Here is a 17,385-nt window from a genome sequence, read left to right on the forward strand (position 1 = left end):
CGAAAGGCGGGGGCCTTGCCGACATTCGACTGGAAGAGGCTTGCGGCGAGCGCATTCGCGCCCGCCCTGCTGATCGCGCTCATTCTCGGGGCCATGCTCTTTCACCAGCATGAGAGCGTCGAACGGGTCGCGGATCGCGACCGGGCCGCGCAGATGCGCCTTGTCGGCTCGCTGCTCGACGCCAACCTCGACCAGGCCGCCAAGTTCTCGCTCGCCCTGGCCGAAACCTTCGCGCGCAACCCGCAGATCCGCGAGGCGCTGGCGGCCGGCGACCGGCCCCGGCTGGAGGCCCTGTCGAAGGACGCCTACCAGTACCTCAGCCGTCAGGCGAGCGTGCAGATCTTCGGCTATCACTCGCCGGACCTACGCTACCTGCTGCGCATGCACCGGCCCGACCAGCATGGCGACGACATCTCCGGCTTCCGCGCCATGGTCGTCGCAGCCAACCGGCTGCGGCGCTCGCAGACCGGCGTCGAGATCGGCATCGCCGGCATCGGCATCCGCGGCGTGGCTCCGATCGAGCAGGGCGGCGCGCTGCTCGGCAGCGTCGAGGCCGGGCTCGACATCCGCCCGATGCTTGAACTCGTGAAGACGGCGACCAATACCGAGATCGCCGTGGTGGCCGCGACCTCGCTGAGTGGCGTCGCGCTCGACCCCAAGCTGGCCTCGGTCGGCGATCTCTCCATCATGGCGACGACCAACGAGGCGCTGTTTGCGCGCTTCCTGCGCGCCGTGCCGACCCGGCCGGTGCGGGACGTGGAGATCTCCACGCGCCGCCTCGACGGCCAGAGCTATGGGGTGATGGTCCAGCCGCTGGTCGATTTTTCGGGTCGGCTGATCGGCATGGCCATCATGATGAAGGAGGAGCCTGGCTCGGACTGGCGACGCCTCATGACGGAGCTCTGGGTCATCGCACTCTGCGGCGGCATCATCGCCTTCGTCGGCTTCCTCGTGCTGGCGCGCCGGCGGCGGGAGGCGTGATGCGCGGCCTCCTTCTGCTCGCCCTTCTGCTTCTAGCCCCGGCGGGAACGGCCTTGGCGGAAGACAATGCGACGGGCTCCCGCACGGGTCTCCCGCAGAGCGTGGAATTGCCGGTGCGGGTGCGGGTCGCGCTGCGCGTGCTCAACGTGCTCGAGATCAAGGAGGTCGCCGGCCAGGGCCGCCTGCAGATCGAACTGACCCAGCGCTGGCACGATCCGCGCCTGTCCTTCGACGCCATCGCCCGCGGCCTCGCCCGGGACGACCGGGTCGGCGAGGAGGCGGACGAGTATCTCAAGACGATCTGGACACCGGGGCTGACGCTCGACAACCAGATCGGCGACAAGGATTCGCGCAGCGTGGCGCTGTCGGTCCACGCCCATGGCGAGGTCATGCTGATCGAGCGGTTCGAAAGCGATTTCCGCTTTCGCATGAACATGGACGCCTTCCCGTTCGACCAGCAGAGGCTGACGCTGTCGCTCTCGCTGCCACGCTATCCGCAGCAGGAGGCGGTGATCGTCACGACCGAGGCGGACCGGCAGTTCTCGGGCGTCGATGCCACGCCCTCGGTCGTCGACTGGCGCCCGCTCGGCCTGCGATTTGCGAGCGAGCCGGCGATGGGCTGGAATGCCCGCTCCTATTCGCGGCTGAACGCCACGGTCACGATGGCGCGGGACGCCCAGCGCTACGTACTGCGCGTCTTCGTGCCGATCATGGCCGTGCTGGCGGTCTCGCTCTTCGTGCTGTGGTCGCCGGGTCTCAAGGAGCAGGACAAGGGCGGGCTGATCTTCTCCTCCCTGCTCGCGCTGGCGGCGATCAGCTTCACCTTCGAATCGAGCTTCCCGGGCTCGATCTCGCTGAACACGCCGATCGCCGAGATGATCTCGCTCGGCTATCTCTATCTCGTCGCGGTGCTGATGTTCGAGATCGCGCTGGCGGTGGCCATCACCAATCCGCGGGGACGCTGGAGCGGCGAAGCCGCGGCCCTGCGCTCCCATCTGCGCTGGGCCCTGCCCGCGGTCATGCTGATCGTCTGCCTCGGGGCGGCGCTGCGGGCGCTGCCGGGCTGAGCGCTAGCCCGCTCAGCGGCGGGCCGCGAAGAGCCGCGACAGCAGCCAGAGCGGGACGACGAGAAGCGCGCCGCCGATGATCCACTGGCCGACCTCGCGAAGCGCGCCGAAGCCGAGATCGCCGAGCGAGCGCACGAAGCGAGCCGCCGCGTCGAACAGCGCGCGGGGCGAGAGGCCGAGAAAGGCCATCGCCGCGCCGACGAGCAGCGAGATGAAGAGCAGCCGCACGAGCACGCCGAGCGGCGAGCCGCCGAGAAAGCGTTCGATCCTGCCGTTGGCCATGGTCAAGCAATCCCCTTCGCGCGGATAAGACGCCCGGGTGGTTGAACCCCGGCTGAACGGGCTGTCAACCCAACGCGAATCAGGAGGTGGCGGAGGCTCCGGCCGTCGCCCAGGCCGTTCCGGCGATCTTGGCGGCGGCGATGACGGCCTGGGTGCGGCTGTCGACGTCGAGCTTGGTCAGGATCGCCGAGACATGCGCCTTCACCGTCGCTTCGGAGACGCCGAGTTCATAGGCAATCTGCTTGTTGAGGAGCCCCTCCGACAGCATCATCAGCACGCGCACCTGCTGCGGCGTCAGGGTCGAGAGGTTGCGCACCATCGTTGCCGTTTCGGCATCGACCGGCGCCGTGAGATCGACACCCGGCGGCGTCCAGACACCGCCTTCGAGCACGGCGCGGATCGCCTCGCCCATCTGCTCGACATCGGCCGTCTTGGGCAGAAAGCCCAGCGCACCGAACTCGATGCAGCGGCGGATCACGGCCGGATCGTCATTGGCGGAGACCACGATGACCGGGATCTCGGGATGGTCGGCGCGAAGGAAGAGCAGGCCCGAAAAGCCCTGGACGCCCGGCATGGTCAGATCGAGCAGGACGAGATCGGCGTCGCCGCCGCTGTCGAGCGCCTCGGTCAGCGCCTCCAGCGAGCCGACCTCGCTGACATCGGCGCCTTCGAGGGCGGTCGAGACCGCCTGCCGGAGCGCGCCGCGAAAGAGCGGATGATCATCCGCGATGACGATCCGTGTCGACGGCTGTCGTTTCATGGGATCCCATCCTCGTGCCCGGTCCGCATTGTGCCTCAATCGGACACCGGTTCAAGCCATCGGCGCGGGCGGCCGCCGACCCGGCAGGCTGTGAACCATCGCGTGCCGGTGCGCAATCAGCCATTCGACGGCAGCAGCGCCTCCAGCGACTCGATCCGGTCCGCCTCGAGCGGGGGCTTGTCCCAGCGAATGCGGCTGATGCGGGGAAAGCGCATCGCGACGCCAGACTTGTGACGGGTCGAGCGCTGCAGCCCCTCGAAGGCCACTTCAAAGACCAGCCCGCTATCAACCGTGTGCGTGACCTCGCGGACCGGACCAAAGCGGTTGAGAGTGTGCTTGCGGACATAACGGTCAAGCTCGACCAGTTCCTCGTCCGTGAAGCCGAAATAGGCCTTGCCGACCGGCACCAGCTCGTCCGCCCCGCCCTCGCCCGCGCGCCAGACGCCGAAGGTGAAATCCGAATAGAAGGAGGAGCGCTTGCCGTGGCCGCGCTGGGCATACATCAGCACGCAGTCGATCAGCCTGGCCTCACGCTTCCATTTCCACCAATGGCCCTTGGGGCGGCCCGGCAGGTAGGGCGAGTCGAGGCGCTTGATCATGCAGCCCTCAACGGCTTCCGCATCGGCGCCGGCACCCGCAGCGGCCGGGTCGGTCCGCGCGGCGGCAAGCGACTCCCAGTCGCTGAAGGGGATCGGAGGCGACAGATCGACGATCGGGCTGGCGAGGCGGGCCACGAAAGCCTCCAGCCGCGCCCGGCGCGCCGAGAGCGGCAGGGCGCGAAGATCCTCGTCGCCATCGACGAGCAGGTCGTAGGCGCGGATATGGGCGGGATGCTCGAGCAGCATCTTGGGCGTGACACTCTTGCGGTTGAGCCGCTGCTGCAGGCTGTTGAAGCTCTGCACCGCCGCCTCCCGCCGCACGAGCAGTTCGCCGTCGATCGCGCCATCCTGCGTCAGCGCCTCGACCACGTCCGGGAAGGCGGCCGCGACGTCCTCGCCGGTGCGCGAGAACAGCCGCGTGACGCGCTCGCCATCGGGCCGCGTGCCGGTGACGGCCTGGACGCGGATGCCGTCCCATTTCCATTCGGCCTGGAACTCGACCGGATTCATCTTCTCGAAATCGCCGTCCTCGATCGGGTGCGACAGCATCACCGGGCGGAAGGGCGCGGGATCGGTGGCCTCGGGCCGCGGGCCCCTGCCCTCCAGCCAGGCGAAGAGCGTGGCATAGGGCGGCTCCAGCCCATGCCAGACCTGCTCGACCTCGTCGGCGGGGATGCCGCCGAGGCTGGCAGCCGCCGTCTTGGCGAGGCGAGCGGAGACGCCGATGCGCAGCGAGCCCGTGATCAGCTTCAAGAGCGCCCAGCGGCCGGTCTCGTCGAGCGCGTCGAGCCAGGAGGCGACGAGACGGGGAAGCTCGGTCTTGCCGACGCTGCGCAGGCCCTCGACCACATCGGGCAGATGCGGCACCGCGTTGGCGCCATGCCGCGACGGCCACATCAGCGCCACCGTTTCGGAGAGGTCGCCGACATAGTCGTAGGAGAGCGCAAACAGCACGGGGTCGGTTCGCTCGGCGATCAGCCCGCGGACGAGCCCGGCCTTGGCATTCGGGAAGACCAGCCCGCCAGTCATCGCCGCCAGGGCGAGGCCGCGGTCGGGATCGGGCGTGCTGCGCAGATAATCCGCGATCAGCGCAAGCTTGGCATTGCGGCGCGGCTCATAGGCCAGCCGGTCGAGAAGCCAGGCGAAGCGGTTCACGAAACCTGCCCCCGGCGCCAGAAGGCCTGTTCGAGAACGCGACGGTCGGTGCGGCGCATCATTCAGTTTCCATTCATGAACGGGGCGGCAGGCTGATATTCGCTGAGGGGGAACTGCTGCCGATGCGTATTGCCATCCGGGTCACGGGCCTCGCCATCGCGATGGCGACTGCGCTTGCAGGCGCCGCCCAGGCCGGCTCCTTCATCTGCCGCGAAACCCCCATCGTCGCGCCGAACCACAAGCTGACAGCGCTCGCGCCGCGGCTTGCGACCGGCGGCAAGCTCGAAATTCTCGCGATCGGCTCCTCCTCGACCGAAGGCGTCGGTGCCACCAGCCGCGACAGGAGCTACCCCGCGCGGCTGCAGACTCTGCTGTCGGCCGCCTGGCCGCGTGTTCAGGTCAGCATCGCCAATGCCGGCATCGGCGGCGAGATCGCCCCCGAGACGCTGACGCGGCTGAAGAAGGCTCTGGCCGAGCGCCGCTACGACCTCGTGATCTGGCAGGTCGGCACCAATGACGCCGTGCGCGGCGGCGACATGGCGGCGTTCCGGGCGATGATCGCCGACGGCATCGCCATGGTGAAGCAGGCTGGCGTCAGCCTCGCGCTGCTCGATCCGCAGTATTTCCCCGGCATCCGCGAACCGGCGCGCTACCAGAGCTATGTCGAGGCGATCGCCGAGGTCGCCAAGCGCGAGAGCGTTCCGGTCTTCACGCGCTACGAGACGATGCGGGAATGGCACGAGGCCGATGCCCAGGCCTTCCGGGCCGCGCTCGCCGCTGACAGCTTCCATATGAGCGACGCGGGCTATGACTGCCTCGCCCGCGACATGGCGGCCGGTCTGGTCTCGCTGACCACCGGCGGCCGGCCGGTCGTCGCCCAGACGCGCTAGCGGTTCAGACCGGTACGGCATCGGCACTCTCCGCCGCGGCCACGGGCTCGGCTTCGCCCTCGTCGCCATAACCGACCAGATGCAGTGGCTTGGCGCGCAGGCCCACGCTCGTGCACCAGTGGACGAGCGCATCGGCCTCGCCATGAGTGACCCAGATCTCACCCGCACCGGTCTCGCGGATGGTCGCCTGCAGATCGTCCCAATCGGCATGGTCGGAGACGATGAGCGGCAGCTCGACGCCCTTCTGTCGGGCGCGGGCACGAATGCGCATCCAGCCCGAGGCGAAGCTCGTCACCGGATCGGGGAATTTGCGGGCCCAGAGATCCTGGATCGCGCTCGGCGGGCAGATGACGATCTCGCCGCCCAGCGCCTTGCGCTCTGCGGCGACGACCTTGCGGACCTCGCCCAATTGCGCGCCCTCCGACAGGTAGAACTCGGTCAGCTTCTCCATCGCGCCGTGGAGATAGAGCGGGCGCTCGTAACCGGCCTCGCGGATCAGGGCCATGACGCGCTGCGCCTTCCCCAGCGAATAGGCGCCGACGATATGCGTCCGCTCGGGAAACAGCCGCACCGATTCCAGGAGCTTGCCGACCTCGGCGTGGGCGGGCGGGTGGCGGAAGACGGGCAGGCCGAATGTCGCCTCGGTGATGAAGATGTCGCAGGGCACAGGTTCGAAGCCGGCGCAGGTCGGGTCGCGCTCGCGCTTGTAGTCGCCGGAGGCGACGATCCGCAGCCCACCGCATTCGACGACGATCTGGGCCGATCCGAGTACATGCCCGGCCGGCACGAAGGTGAAGTCCACCTCGCCGATGCGGGTCGTCTCGCCAGGCACGGCTTCCTGCCGCTGGCCGGTGAAGCCCTCGCCATACCGTAGTGCCATGATGGCGAGCGTCTCGCGCGTCGCCAGCACGGCGCCATGGCCGGCGCGCGCATGATCGGAATGGCCATGCGTGATCAGCGCCCGCGCCACCGGCCGCACCGGGTCGATGTAAATGTCGGCCGGAGGGCACCAGAGGCCGGCCGGCGTCGGGATCAGCAGATCGGAGGGGCGCATCGTCCCCGGCGCGTTGCGTCTGGCCAGCGTCATACTCCTCAGATAGACCCGCGCGCATGATCGAAAAGGCCTCGACCGCGCATTCTGCCAGTTCCGGCGATCCGACGCTGGACCGCCGCTACGGCTGGGCCGAGGCCGCCTTCAAGGAGGGAGACGCGCAGGCCTGCGTCGAGATCCTCGACCAGACCCTGGCGCAAGCCTACCACTTCACCGCTGCCTGGCATCTCTACGGCCTCGCGCAGGAGGCGCTGGGCCACAAGGAAGAGGCGGCGACGGCCTGGCGGCAATGCCTGACGCTGGACCCCAACGACCATTTCGGTGCGCGGCTCGACCTCGCCCGGATCGGCGCGATGGCGGCGGAGGACGCCACCTCCGAGAACTTCTCCGGCACCCTGTTCGACGGCTACGCCGACCGGTTCGACAGCCATCTGACGCAGGCACTGCACTACAATGCTCCGGAACTGATCAAGGCGACGCTGGCGCGGCTCTGCGACAACGCCGGCCGCGCCTTCCGGTTCGACACCGTCTTCGACCTTGGCTGCGGCACCGGGCTGATGGGCGAGGCGATCCGCGGCGAGGCCGCCTTCCTCGCCGGCTGCGATCTTGCGCCGCGGATGATTGAGCGGGCACGCGCCAAGACGAAGCCCGATGGCGGGCCGCTCTACGACAAGCTTGCCGTGGCGGGCCTGACCGCCTTTCTCGCCAGCCGTCCCGACGCCTGCGCCGATCTCCTGCTGGCGGCCGACGTCTTCGTCTATCTGGGCGAGTTGCGGCCCGCCCTTGCCCAGGCCGCGCGTGTGATGACCCGCGACGGGCTGCTGGCGTTCACCGTGCAGAGCCATGATGGCGAGGGCGTCGTGGTGGGTCAGGATCGGCGGTTCGCTCATGCGGAAGAGTGGCTACGCCAGAGACTGGAGGAAACGGGTCTGCGGATCGTCGCTCTCGAAGCCGTCAGCACGCGTCAGGACCGCGGCGTCGCGGTACCGGGGCTGCTCGCGGTGGTGCAGCGAGCCGGCTTTGCGTTGCGGCAGGGCGCCGCGGAGGGGAACAATCTTCGGCCTCGCGCGCTGTAGTGGCGCCACGGAAGACATGAAACGCAGCCCATGCCCACCAAAGTTCTGATCGTCGAGGACGAGGTCCTGATCGCCATGGAGACGGAGGCGATCGTCGAGGATCTCGGCCATTATCCCGTCGGCATCGCCGCAACCTCGCAGGAGGCGCTGGCGCTCGCTGCCGCGGAAGAGCCGGATGTCGCGCTGGTGGACGTCAATCTCGCCGACGGCCCGACCGGCCCCGAGGTCGGGGCCAGGCTCGCCGAACTCGGCATCGCGGTCGTGTTCATCACCGCCAATCCGCGTATGCTGCAGAACCGGATCGAAAACGCGATCGGCGTCTTCGACAAGCCCGTCGCCGACCGCGACCTCGCCGAGCTGCTCGAATACGTCACCAGCCGCGCTGCCGGGCGCCCTGCGGCGCCGCCGAGCCGGCTGACGGTGTTCTGAGAACCGGCGAACGCTTCAGGGCTGGACGTCCTGATCGCGCGCCAGCCTGGCCGCTGCGACGACCACCTCGACGACGAGGCCCTCAGGCCTCCAGTCGCGCATCAGCCGGCCGCCGAGCTGCCGCCCGACGCTCATCTCCGCCAGCTTCGTGCCGAAACCCGTCCGTCCCGGCTGCCCAGTCACCGGCGGGCCGCCGGTCTCGGTCCAGCGCATGGCAATGTCGCCGCCATCCTGGCGGATGGCGATGTCGATGCGGCCAGCCTCGACGGAGAGCGCGCCGTATTTGACGGCGTTGGTGGCGAGTTCGTGGAAGAGCAGCGCGATCGGCGTCGCGCCGCGGTCGTCCACCGCAGCATCCTCGCCGGTGACCATCAGCCGGCCCTCGCTGACCGCCGGATAGGGCGAGAACAGGTTCTCCAGCAGGCCCTTGATCGTGGTGCGGCCGATGACCGGCTGCGACGCCTCGCTGTGGGGGCGGACGAATTCGTGAGCCCGCGCCAGTGCCGAGACCCGCTCGCGGAACTGGGCGGCGAAATCCTTCGCCTCCGGGAACTCGCGCGCCGACAGTGCGATCAGGCTACCGACGACGGAGAAGATGTTCTTGATGCGGTGGCTGAGCTCGTGGCTCAGCAATTCGTTGGCTTCGGCCGCAAGCTTCGCCTCGTGGATGTCCGTGCAGGTGCCGATCCAGCGGACGATCCGGCCCTGCGCATCCCGCACCGGCTGGGCGCGACCGATCGTCCAGCGATACTGCCCGGAATTGTGGCGCAGCCGATATTCGACCTCGTAGACCTCGCCCGTCGCCAGCGAATGGCGCCAGCGCCGCCAGGCTTCCGGCTGGTCCTCCTCATGGAACAATCCGGCCCAGCCTTCGCCGTCAGTCGAGCCGCGCGGCACGCCGGTGAACTCATACCAGCGCTCGTTGTAATAATCGTGGAAGCCGTCCGGCCGCGTCGACCAGACCATCTGCGGCATCACATCGGTCAGGATCTTGAAGGTCGCTTCGGTGACCGGCAGCCCGGCTTCGTACAGATCGGTATCGGGCAACGGCAGAACCTCGGGCTCCCGGTCGGAGCAGATAGCGGCTCAAACGCCGGGGGAGCGGTTTTGTTGCACGACGTTCTCCGGCCGGCCAGCGCCGCCGCCCCGGAACCGCGACGTGAGGACATTCTCCTTTCGTTCCGGCCCACGCCATCCTATCTCTGTCGCGCATGGCCGTGCCCTCCCCGCTCCCTTCCGCCTTCACGGGCTGGTTCGCCAGCCGCGGCTGGAGCGCGCGACCGCATCAGCTGGCCTTGCTGGAAGAGGCCCGTGCGGGCCGCTCGACGCTGCTGGTGGCGCCGACCGGGGCCGGCAAGACGCTGGCCGGCTTCCTGCCCTCGCTGGTCGAGCTGTCGCAGCGCCAGGGGAAGCGCGAGGGGCTGCACACGCTCTACATCTCGCCGCTGAAGGCACTCGCCGTCGACATCGCGCGTAATCTCGAGGCCCCGATCCGCGAGATGGGGCTGCCCATCACGGTCGAGACGCGCACCGGCGACACCTCGGCCGCCAAGCGCACGCGCCAGCTCCGGACGCCGCCAGACATCCTGCTGACGACGCCCGAGCAACTCGCGTTGCTGGTCTCGCATCGGGATGCGGCGCCCTTCTTCGCGAGCCTGCGCCGGATCGTGCTCGACGAGTTGCATGCGCTGGTTACCTCCAAGCGCGGCGACCTGCTTTCGCTCGACCTGGCGCGGCTGCGCAGCCTCGCCCCGCAGGTCAGCGCGGTCGGGCTGTCTGCGACGGTGCGCGAGCCGGCGGATCTGCAGCGCTTCCTCGGCGGCAGCGAGACGCCGGCCGGGCTGGTGACGGTGAAAGGTGGGGCGGCGGCGCGCATCGGCATCCTGCAGACGCCGACACGCCTGCCGATGGCCGGGCACACCACCGGCCATGCGATGGGGGCGATCTACGAGGCCATCAAGGCGCACAAGCTGACGCTGGTCTTCGTCAACACGCGCATGCAGGCGGAATTCGCCTTCCAGGCGCTATGGACGATCAACGACGACAATCTGCCGATCGCGCTGCATCACGGCTCGCTCGATGCCACGCAGCGCCGCAAGGTCGAGGCGGCGATGGCCGAGGGCCGGCTGAAGGCGGTCGTCTGCACGGCGACGCTCGATCTCGGCATCGACTGGGGCGATGTCGATCTCGTCGTCAATCTCGGTGCGCCCAAGGGCGCGAGCCGGCTGATGCAGCGCATCGGCCGCTCGAACCACCGCATGGACGAGCCCTCGCAGGCGCTGCTCGTTCCCTCCAACCGTTTCGAGCTGCTGGAGTGCCGGGCCGCGCTCGACGCCGTGGCCGAGGCCGCGCAGGACACGGCGGATGCGCGCATCGGGGCGCTCGACGTTCTGGCCCAGCATGTGCTCGGCGTTGCCTGCTCGGACGGGTTCGAGGCCGACGCGCTTTACCAGGAGGTCTGCACCGCCTCCCCCTATGCCGGGCTGCAACGGGCCGATTTCGACGCTGTGGTCAACTTTGTCGCGACCGGCGGCTATGCGCTGAAGAGCTATGAGCGCTTCGCCAAGCTGCGGCAGGACAAGGCCGGGCATTGGCGCGCCAGCCATGCCAAGATCATCCAGCAATACCGCATGAATGTCGGCACCATCGTCGAATCGACGATGATGAAGGTCCGGCTCGGCAAGGCGCGTTCGGGCAAGCCCGGCCAGCCGCAGACAGTGACCCGCGGCGGTCGCGTGCTCGGCGAGATCGAGGAGTATTTCGCGGAGACGATGACGCCGGGCGACACCTTCATCTTCGCCGGCGAAATTCTGCGCTTCGAGGGCATCACCGGCAACGAGGCGGTCTGCTCGCGCGCGCCGCCCGGCACCGACCCGAAGATCCCCTCCTATGCCGGCGGCAAGTTCCCGCTCTCGACCTTTCTGGCCGCGCGCGTGCGGGCGATGCTCGCCAACCCGAAGGAATGGGACAGCCTGCCCGAGGAGGTCTCCTCCTGGCTGCATGCGCAGCGGCTGAAATCGCGCCTGCCGAAGCCCGGCGAGCTCCTCGTCGAGACCTTTCCGCGCGGCGGGCGGTTCTACTTGGTCGCCTATCCCTTCGAGGGGCGGCTCGCGCATCAGACGCTCGGCATGCTGCTGACACGGCGGCTGGAGCGCGCGAAAATGCGGCCGCTCGGCTTCGTCTGCAATGATTACGGCATGGCCTGCTGGGGGCTCGGCGACATGTCCGCGGCGATCGCGCGGGGCGCTCTTAGCCTCGACGAGCTGTTTTCGCAGGACATGCTCGGCGACGATCTCGAGGAGTGGCTGGCGGAATCGGCGCTGATGAAGCGCACCTTCCGACAATGCGCCGTGATTGCCGGGCTGATCGAGCGGCGTTTTCCCGGCCAGGAGAAGAACGGCCGGCAGGTCACCATGTCGACCGATCTCGTCTACGACGTGCTTCGCCGGCACGAGCCCGAGCATGTGCTGCTCAAGGCCGCACGCGCGGATGCCGCGACGGGCTTGCTCGACATCAAGCGCCTGGGCCAGATGCTGACACGGATCAGCGGGCGAATCGTGCATCAGCCGCTGGATCATGTGTCGCCGCTGGGCGTCTCCGTCATGCTCGAGATCGGCCGCGAGGCGGTCTATGGCGAGGCGGCCGACGAGATCCTGGCGGAGGCCGAGGCGATGCTGACCGAAGAGGCGATGGCGTGAACGCAGTGGCGGCGAGCGACCGGGTACCGGCCGAGGCGGTCTTCCTGCTCGGCCGGCTCGTGGTCGTGCCCGATCATTCGGGCGCGCTCTGGCTGCCCGACGAGCGCGCGCTTGTCGTCGCCGACCTGCATCTCGAAAAAGGCTCCTCCTATGCGAGGCGCGGCGTCTTCCTGCCGCCCTATGATTCGGCGGCGACGCTGGCGGCACTGTCGGCCGCTATCGCCCGCCATGCGCCCGCGCGCGTCATCGCGCTCGGCGACAGTTTTCATGACCGCGACGCGGAAATCCGCCTCGACGAGGACAACCGCGCGACGCTGAAGCGGCTGCAGGCGGGCCGCGACTGGCTCTGGGTGACCGGCAATCACGACCCGCAGATCAGCGCGGCAATGGGGGGCGACAGCGCCGCGACGGTCAATCTTCGCGGCGTCACCCTGCGCCATGAGCCTGATGCGCGGGAGACGGGCTTCGAGATCGCCGGCCATCTTCATCCGGCCGCCAAAATCAGGATGCGCGGCCGCGCGCTGCGGCGGCGCTGCTTCGCACTGTCGGCCCGGCGCTGCGTCATGCCGGCGATGGGCGCCTATGCCGGCGGGCTCAACCTGCGCGACGCCGCCTTCGGCCCGCTGCTCGACGCCGGCTTCAGCGCCCATCTCCTCGGCGACGCCCGCCTCTTCCGCATCGACCCGCGGCTGCTGTTGCCGGACTGAACGACAGCGAGCCGCCGCCGCAGACGAGGTCCGCCCGCACAGCGGGGGCCATCTCGTCCGTGCCGCGACGATGTGGGTTGCGTCCACCCGGCGCTTGTGGCATCAGGACGCCGCTTCGGAACGACGCCCGCCCTGCCCCTCGCCCCGGCGACCGCAGGACACCCCGGCCGACGATCCTGCTGCGGTAGCTCAGTGGTAGAGCACACCATTGGTAATGGTGAGGTCGAGAGTTCAATCCTCTCTCGCAGCACCAGCCCTTTCCGGCTGGAACCCTTTGAAATCATCGATATCGCTCAGTTTGGCCGTTATGGCCACATCGTGCCCCGTGAACGGGTGACGAGCAGCGTCTGCCGATAGGCTTCAACACTCACCCATCCATCCAAGCGCTTCGTTGAGCGGCCAGGTAGACCGGCGCGCTGGTGATCGCAGAACCGCGCTTCGATCTCTGGACCATCACGCGGCCTGATCATCATCGCGCGGCGCTCTGGCGCCCTCCGAGAACATTCCGCGCAGGAAGCCCCGCGATACTGCCTTGTCGGCATCGGCCAGCAGCACATGGAAATCATGCAGGAGCGCCCGCAGGGCATGCCGCTCGCTGCCATGTTCCTCGACCAGCTCGATCAGCTCCCACTCGATCGCGTCGCGATCATCCTCGATCTCGGCTGGCTCGGCTGACATGTTCATCGCTCCCTTGAATGAGAACGAAATAGGAACATTGTCGGGTCTGGAGTCAAGATGCCTAGAGCCTGCTGACGTCGCTCGGAAACAGACCGTCATTCCGGACAAGCGGTGAAGCCGCGCCAATCCGGAATCCATCGTAAAGCGTCGGAGCCCTCCGATGGGTCCCGGGGCAAGCCCGGGATGACGGCGGCGGGTCCGAGAAACCGCAGCACCCTCAAAGGGCCCTACAGCATCGAAGGCGCTCCGGCGGGCTGCCCCGAAAGAGTACTCCCCTCACCCAATCCCCTCGATCGCGAAAATCCGCGCCGGGGAGCCGTCGGCGTTGGGCAGCTTCAGCGGGGCGGCGCAGAGGAAGGTGCGGGGGTTCTTCAGCGCGCTGGTGTTGACGACATATTCGATCAGCGTGATGCCGGCGCGCAGGCAGATGTCGTGGGTGACGTGCTGGTCGAAGGGCACGTGCTTGTCGTCCAGCAGCAGGCGGATGGGAAAGTCCTGCGGGAAGTCGAAGGCGAGCGCGGTGGGCTTGCGGTCCTTCAGCCAGAGCGCCGCTTCGCGGGTGAGATAGGGCGCGTCGAGCCAGAATTCGCGGGTCCTGTAGTCGCGCTTGGTGTCCCAGCCGCTGGAGAGCAGCAGGATCTCGCCCTCGGGCCCGCCGGGGTCGGCCGCCGCCAGCCTGTCGGCGTCGATCGCCTGGTTGGGCGCAACGTCGCGCAGGTCGAGCACCCGGCACGGACCGACGACGCGCGAGAGTGCGGTGGCCTCGATCGTCGGGCTGTGGGCGATGACATGGGCCTGCGCATCGACATGCGAGAAGCCATGGCAGGTCATGCTGATGCGGGAGACCCGGAACGGGTCCCCCGCCGCGATGTCGCCCTTGATCGCCAAATCGACCGGCCAGCGGAAATGCGGCTCGATCGGCATGGAGAGGTCGATGATCTCCATCAGACCGCGGCCTTCTTGATCGCGTCCAGCGTCTCGCCGCCGAATTTCGTGACGAACTCCTTCTCGACCTCCGCCGTGACGATCTTCGAGAAGGACTCGCGATCGGGGTTCTCGACCGCCTGCATGCCGGCCTTCTTCAGCGCCGCGAGGCTCGAGCCTTCCGTGTCCTCGTTCATCTGGCGCTGGATGGCGGCGATTTCGATCGCGGTCGAGGTCAGGATTTTCTGGATGTCGGCGTCGAGCGCATCGAACTTGGCCTTGTTCATCACGACAGGGCCGGTGGTGAAGGCGTGGCGGGTCAGCGAGAGATGCTTCTGCACCTCGCTGAACTTGGCATTGAGGATCAACGTCACCGGGTTCTCTTGACCGTCGACCGCGCCCGTCTCCAGCGCTGAGAACAGCTCGGTGAAGGCCATCGGCGTCGGCACCGCGCCAAGCAGCTGGAAGGCGCGGATATGGGCCGGGTTCGGCGTGGTGCGGATCTTCAGCCCCTTGATGTCGGCGGCGGTGGCGACCGGGCGGCGGCTGTTGGTGAGGTTGCGCCAGCCGATCTCCCAGGTCGCGAGCGCCTTGAGATTGGAGCCTTCGAGTTCCTTGCGCAGGCCGTCACCGATGGCGCCGTCCATCACTGCGGCGGCATGCTTGCGGCTCTGAAACAGGAAGGGCAGGTCGAGCACGTTGAGCTTCGGCGCGAGCCCGGTGAAGAAGGGATTGCCGGTCAGGCAGATGTCGAGCGAGCCGCCGCGCACCGCGCTGATGGTCTGCGAATCCGAGCCGAGCGAGCCGTTCGGGAAGACCTGGATCTCGACCTTGCCGCCGCTCTTGGCCTTGACCTTCTCGGCGAGCTGCAGCGCAGCCTTGTGCCAGCTGTCGGATTCCGGATGGGGGTGGGCGAAGCGCAGCTTCGCCGCCTGGCCAAAAGCGGGGCGGCCGATGGCGAACAGGCCGAGGCCTGCGCCGGCGGCGGCGAGAGCGGAGCGTCTGGTGATGGTCATGGCGTTGTCCTCCGGTTGATCGTCTTCTTGGGGAGCGGGCTGTTCAGCGCCCGTAGAACCATCTCGCCGGCACCATGACGATGTCGGGAAAAAGCGTGAGCAGAGCCAGCACCGCGATCTGCGCGAGCAGGAAGGGCATGACCCCGCGGATGACCTTGTCCATCGGCACGCGGCCAACGGCGCAGACGACGTTCAGCACCGTCCCCACCGGCGGCGTCAGCAGGCCGATGGCGTTGTTCATGATGAAGAGGACGCCGAAATAGACCGGGTCGATGCCCGCCTGCTTGACGATGGGCATCAGCACCGGCGTCAGGATCAGCACGGTGGGAATGAAGTCGAGCGCCGTGCCGACGACGACGACGAGCAGCATCATCGCGATCATCAGCAGCGTCTTGTATTCGATCAGCGGGCCGAGCAGCGCGCCGACCTCGGCGGGGATGTTGGCGATGGTGATCAGCCAGGCCGAGACCAGGGCGGCCGCCACCAGGAACATGACCGAGGCCGACATCTTCAGCGCCGCCAGGAAGGCCGGCCGCAGATGCTCGATCCTCAGCTCCCGATAGACGAACATACCGATGAAGAGGGCGTAGACGGCGGCGACGACGGCGGCTTCCGTGGGCGTGAAGGCGCCGACCTTCATGCCGCCGATGATCAGGAAGGGGAGCATCAGCGCCCAGAAACCGTCGAGCGCGGCGCGGCCGATGCTGCGCAGGTTCGGGCGCGGCTGGGTCGAGACCGGCTCGTCCTTGGCGAGGATGTACCAGGTGATCACAAGGGCCAGACCCATCAGCAGGCCGGGCACGATGCCGGCCAGGAACAGCCGGGTGATCGAGACGCCGGCGGCCACACCGAAGACGACGAAGCCGATCGAGGGCGGGATGACGGGCGCGATGATGCCGCCGGCCGCGATCAGCCCGCAGCTGCGGTCGAGCCTGTAGCCGGCCTGCCGCATCATCGGGATCAGCAGGGCGGCAAGCGCTGCGGTGTCGGCCACCGCCGAGCCTGAAATGCTCGCCATCACGATCGCCGCGAGCACGGCGACATAGCCCAGCCCCCCGCGGACATGGCCGACCAGCGCCATCGCGAAGGCGATGATGCGCTTCGACAGGCCGCCCGCATTCATCAGCTCGCCGGCGAGCATGAAGAAGGGCACCGCCATCAGCGGGAAGCTGTCGGCCCCGCCGATCAGGTTCTGCGCCAGGATCTGGGCGTCGAACATGCCGAGATGCAGCATCAGCGCGACGCCGCAGACCAGCAGCGAGGTGGCGATCGGCATGCCCAGCGCCATCGCGCCAAGCAGCGACACGAGGAAAACGAGCACGGTCATGGACGCGGGCGCTCGCGGCTCTGCGCCTCGAAGGCGGCCATCTCCTCGGATTCGGCCCCGATGACGAGTTCCCCCGGCGGGAGGCGGCCGGTCAGCAGGCGGACCAGCGTGACGAGGTTGATCAGCCCGATGCCGAGGCCGCAGGCGAGGCCCGCGACATAGAAGATCGCGGTCGGTACGCCCATCACGGGGGAGAGATTGGCCATGTTGAGGCTGCTCTGCTGCCAGCAGCCCCAGACCAGCAGGCCCATGCAGAACAGCGAGAGCGCCTCGGCGAGGAGGCGCGCCAGCCAGCGCCCGCGCAGGCCAAGGGCCTGCACCACGGTCGTCATGCCGAGATGGCCGCCTTCCAGCGCGACGAGGAAGGCGCCGCCGAAGGTCAGCCAGACGAAGATCATGCGCGAGGCCTCGTCCGACATGGTGATGCCGGAGTTGAACAGGTAGCGCAGCACGACATTGCCGAAGACCATCGCGATCATCACCGCAAAAGCGAGGATGAGCAGGTTTTCGAGCTGGCGAAGCAGGATTCGGGAGAGATTCATCGCAGACGGTCAGCCGATCGGTCGGTCGGGATCAGGGAGCGAGCGTCCGACGGGATGAGCCGGTCGCAGCGAGAACCCGCGGCGCGGACGGCCTGTCGCCGACGACGAATCTGCGAGCGCGCATGACCGCACCTCCGGATGTTCCCTGCCCGAGCGCGACGGTTCGTGCCGTCGTCTTCAGTTGTATGCTGCATACTGCGCGC

Annotated in this window: 17 protein-coding genes and 1 tRNA gene; 8 read left to right on the forward strand and 10 right to left on the reverse strand. The window is 68.2% G+C overall.

Translation table 11 applies throughout. From position 1 onward, the window contains the following. Positions 1–15: 15 nt before the first annotated feature. Positions 16–981, forward strand: coding sequence for a cache domain-containing protein (locus ABIE41_RS24070; RefSeq protein WP_192642717.1), 966 nt, complete (start codon positions 16–18; stop codon positions 979–981). Beyond that, a complete protein-coding gene (locus tag ABIE41_RS24075; protein ID WP_192642718.1) occupies positions 981–2,048 on the forward strand; it encodes a ligand-gated ion channel in 1,068 nt (355 codons plus the stop codon). The genes ABIE41_RS24070 and ABIE41_RS24075 overlap by 1 nt, the downstream gene beginning before the upstream one ends. Positions 2,049–2,060: 12 nt before the next feature. Here ABIE41_RS24075 and ABIE41_RS24080 read toward each other — a convergent pair whose 3' ends face one another. The 3 genes from ABIE41_RS24080 to ABIE41_RS24090 form a co-directional block, all read right to left on the reverse strand. Then, positions 2,061–2,330, reverse strand: coding sequence for a DUF6460 domain-containing protein (locus tag ABIE41_RS24080; protein ID WP_192642719.1), 270 nt, complete (start codon positions 2,328–2,330; stop codon positions 2,061–2,063). A gap of 79 nt (positions 2,331–2,409) precedes the next feature. Beyond that, positions 2,410–3,090 (reverse strand): response regulator, encoded by a 681-nt coding sequence (locus ABIE41_RS24085; protein WP_192642720.1) that lies wholly within the window; start codon positions 3,088–3,090, stop codon positions 2,410–2,412. 116 nt (positions 3,091–3,206) lie between these two features. Further along, positions 3,207–4,844, reverse strand: a complete 1,638-nt coding sequence (locus ABIE41_RS24090) for a cisplatin damage response ATP-dependent DNA ligase (RefSeq protein WP_192642721.1) — start codon at positions 4,842–4,844, stop codon at positions 3,207–3,209. 122 nt (positions 4,845–4,966) lie between these two features. Here ABIE41_RS24090 and ABIE41_RS24095 point away from each other — a divergent pair, with 122 nt between their 5' ends. Next, positions 4,967–5,734, forward strand: a complete 768-nt coding sequence (locus ABIE41_RS24095; RefSeq protein WP_192642722.1) for an SGNH/GDSL hydrolase family protein — start codon at positions 4,967–4,969, stop codon at positions 5,732–5,734. Positions 5,735–5,738: 4 nt separating this feature from the next. On the opposite strand, the gene ABIE41_RS24100 is transcribed toward ABIE41_RS24095, so the two are convergent. Next, on the reverse strand, positions 5,739–6,821 hold the full coding sequence (locus ABIE41_RS24100) for a ligase-associated DNA damage response exonuclease (protein ID WP_354193322.1): 1,083 nt from the start codon (positions 6,819–6,821) through the stop codon (positions 5,739–5,741). A gap of 23 nt (positions 6,822–6,844) precedes the next feature. Between ABIE41_RS24100 and ABIE41_RS24105 the strand changes: the two genes are divergently transcribed. Together ABIE41_RS24105 and ABIE41_RS24110 are read left to right on the forward strand one after the other, a co-directional pair. After that, positions 6,845–7,861 (forward strand): class I SAM-dependent DNA methyltransferase, encoded by a 1,017-nt coding sequence (locus tag ABIE41_RS24105; protein WP_192642723.1) that lies wholly within the window; start codon positions 6,845–6,847, stop codon positions 7,859–7,861. A gap of 30 nt (positions 7,862–7,891) precedes the next feature. Next, positions 7,892–8,290 carry a response regulator gene (locus tag ABIE41_RS24110; RefSeq protein WP_192642724.1) on the forward strand — a complete coding sequence of 133 codons (399 nt, stop codon included), beginning with the start codon at positions 7,892–7,894 and terminating at the stop codon, positions 8,288–8,290. A gap of 15 nt (positions 8,291–8,305) precedes the next feature. Here ABIE41_RS24110 and ABIE41_RS24115 read toward each other — a convergent pair whose 3' ends face one another. Further along, a complete protein-coding gene (locus tag ABIE41_RS24115; protein ID WP_210320856.1) occupies positions 8,306–9,337 on the reverse strand; it encodes a sensor histidine kinase in 1,032 nt (343 codons plus the stop codon). A gap of 164 nt (positions 9,338–9,501) precedes the next feature. On the opposite strand from ABIE41_RS24115, the gene ABIE41_RS24120 reads away from it, so the two are divergent. From ABIE41_RS24120 to ABIE41_RS24130, 3 genes are all read left to right on the forward strand, one after another. Continuing rightward, positions 9,502–11,988, forward strand: a complete 2,487-nt coding sequence (locus ABIE41_RS24120; protein WP_192642725.1) for a ligase-associated DNA damage response DEXH box helicase — start codon at positions 9,502–9,504, stop codon at positions 11,986–11,988. Positions 11,989–11,993: 5 nt separating this feature from the next. Next, positions 11,994–12,695: a ligase-associated DNA damage response endonuclease PdeM gene (pdeM, locus tag ABIE41_RS24125; protein ID WP_465247125.1), complete on the forward strand. Its 702-nt coding sequence runs from the start codon at positions 11,994–11,996 to the stop codon at positions 12,693–12,695. A 178-nt stretch (positions 12,696–12,873) separates the two neighbouring features. Next, positions 12,874–12,948, forward strand: a tRNA-Thr gene (locus ABIE41_RS24130). Between the two features lie 200 nt (positions 12,949–13,148). On the opposite strand, the gene ABIE41_RS24135 is transcribed toward ABIE41_RS24130, so the two are convergent. The 5 genes from ABIE41_RS24135 to ABIE41_RS24155 all read right to left on the reverse strand — a co-directional run bounded on the left by ABIE41_RS24135 (position 13,149) and on the right by ABIE41_RS24155 (position 17,182). Then, positions 13,149–13,373: a hypothetical protein gene (locus tag ABIE41_RS24135; RefSeq protein WP_192642727.1), complete on the reverse strand. Its 225-nt coding sequence runs from the start codon at positions 13,371–13,373 to the stop codon at positions 13,149–13,151. 276 nt (positions 13,374–13,649) lie between these two features. Next, positions 13,650–14,318: a cyclase family protein gene (locus ABIE41_RS24140; RefSeq protein WP_192642728.1), complete on the reverse strand. Its 669-nt coding sequence runs from the start codon at positions 14,316–14,318 to the stop codon at positions 13,650–13,652. After that, a complete protein-coding gene (locus tag ABIE41_RS24145; protein ID WP_192642729.1) occupies positions 14,318–15,313 on the reverse strand; it encodes a TRAP transporter substrate-binding protein in 996 nt (331 codons plus the stop codon). The genes ABIE41_RS24140 and ABIE41_RS24145 overlap by 1 nt, the downstream gene beginning before the upstream one ends. Positions 15,314–15,356: 43 nt before the next feature. Then, positions 15,357–16,640 carry a TRAP transporter large permease subunit gene (locus tag ABIE41_RS24150; protein WP_192642730.1) on the reverse strand — a complete coding sequence of 428 codons (1,284 nt, stop codon included), beginning with the start codon at positions 16,638–16,640 and terminating at the stop codon, positions 15,357–15,359. After that, entirely contained in the window at positions 16,637–17,182 is a 546-nt protein-coding gene (locus tag ABIE41_RS24155) for a TRAP transporter small permease (RefSeq protein WP_192642731.1), read from the reverse strand. The genes ABIE41_RS24150 and ABIE41_RS24155 overlap by 4 nt, the downstream gene beginning before the upstream one ends. Positions 17,183–17,385 lie beyond the last annotated feature (203 nt).

The organism is Bosea sp. OAE506 (assembly GCF_040546595.1).
Classification (GTDB): domain Bacteria; phylum Pseudomonadota; class Alphaproteobacteria; order Rhizobiales; family Beijerinckiaceae; genus Allobosea.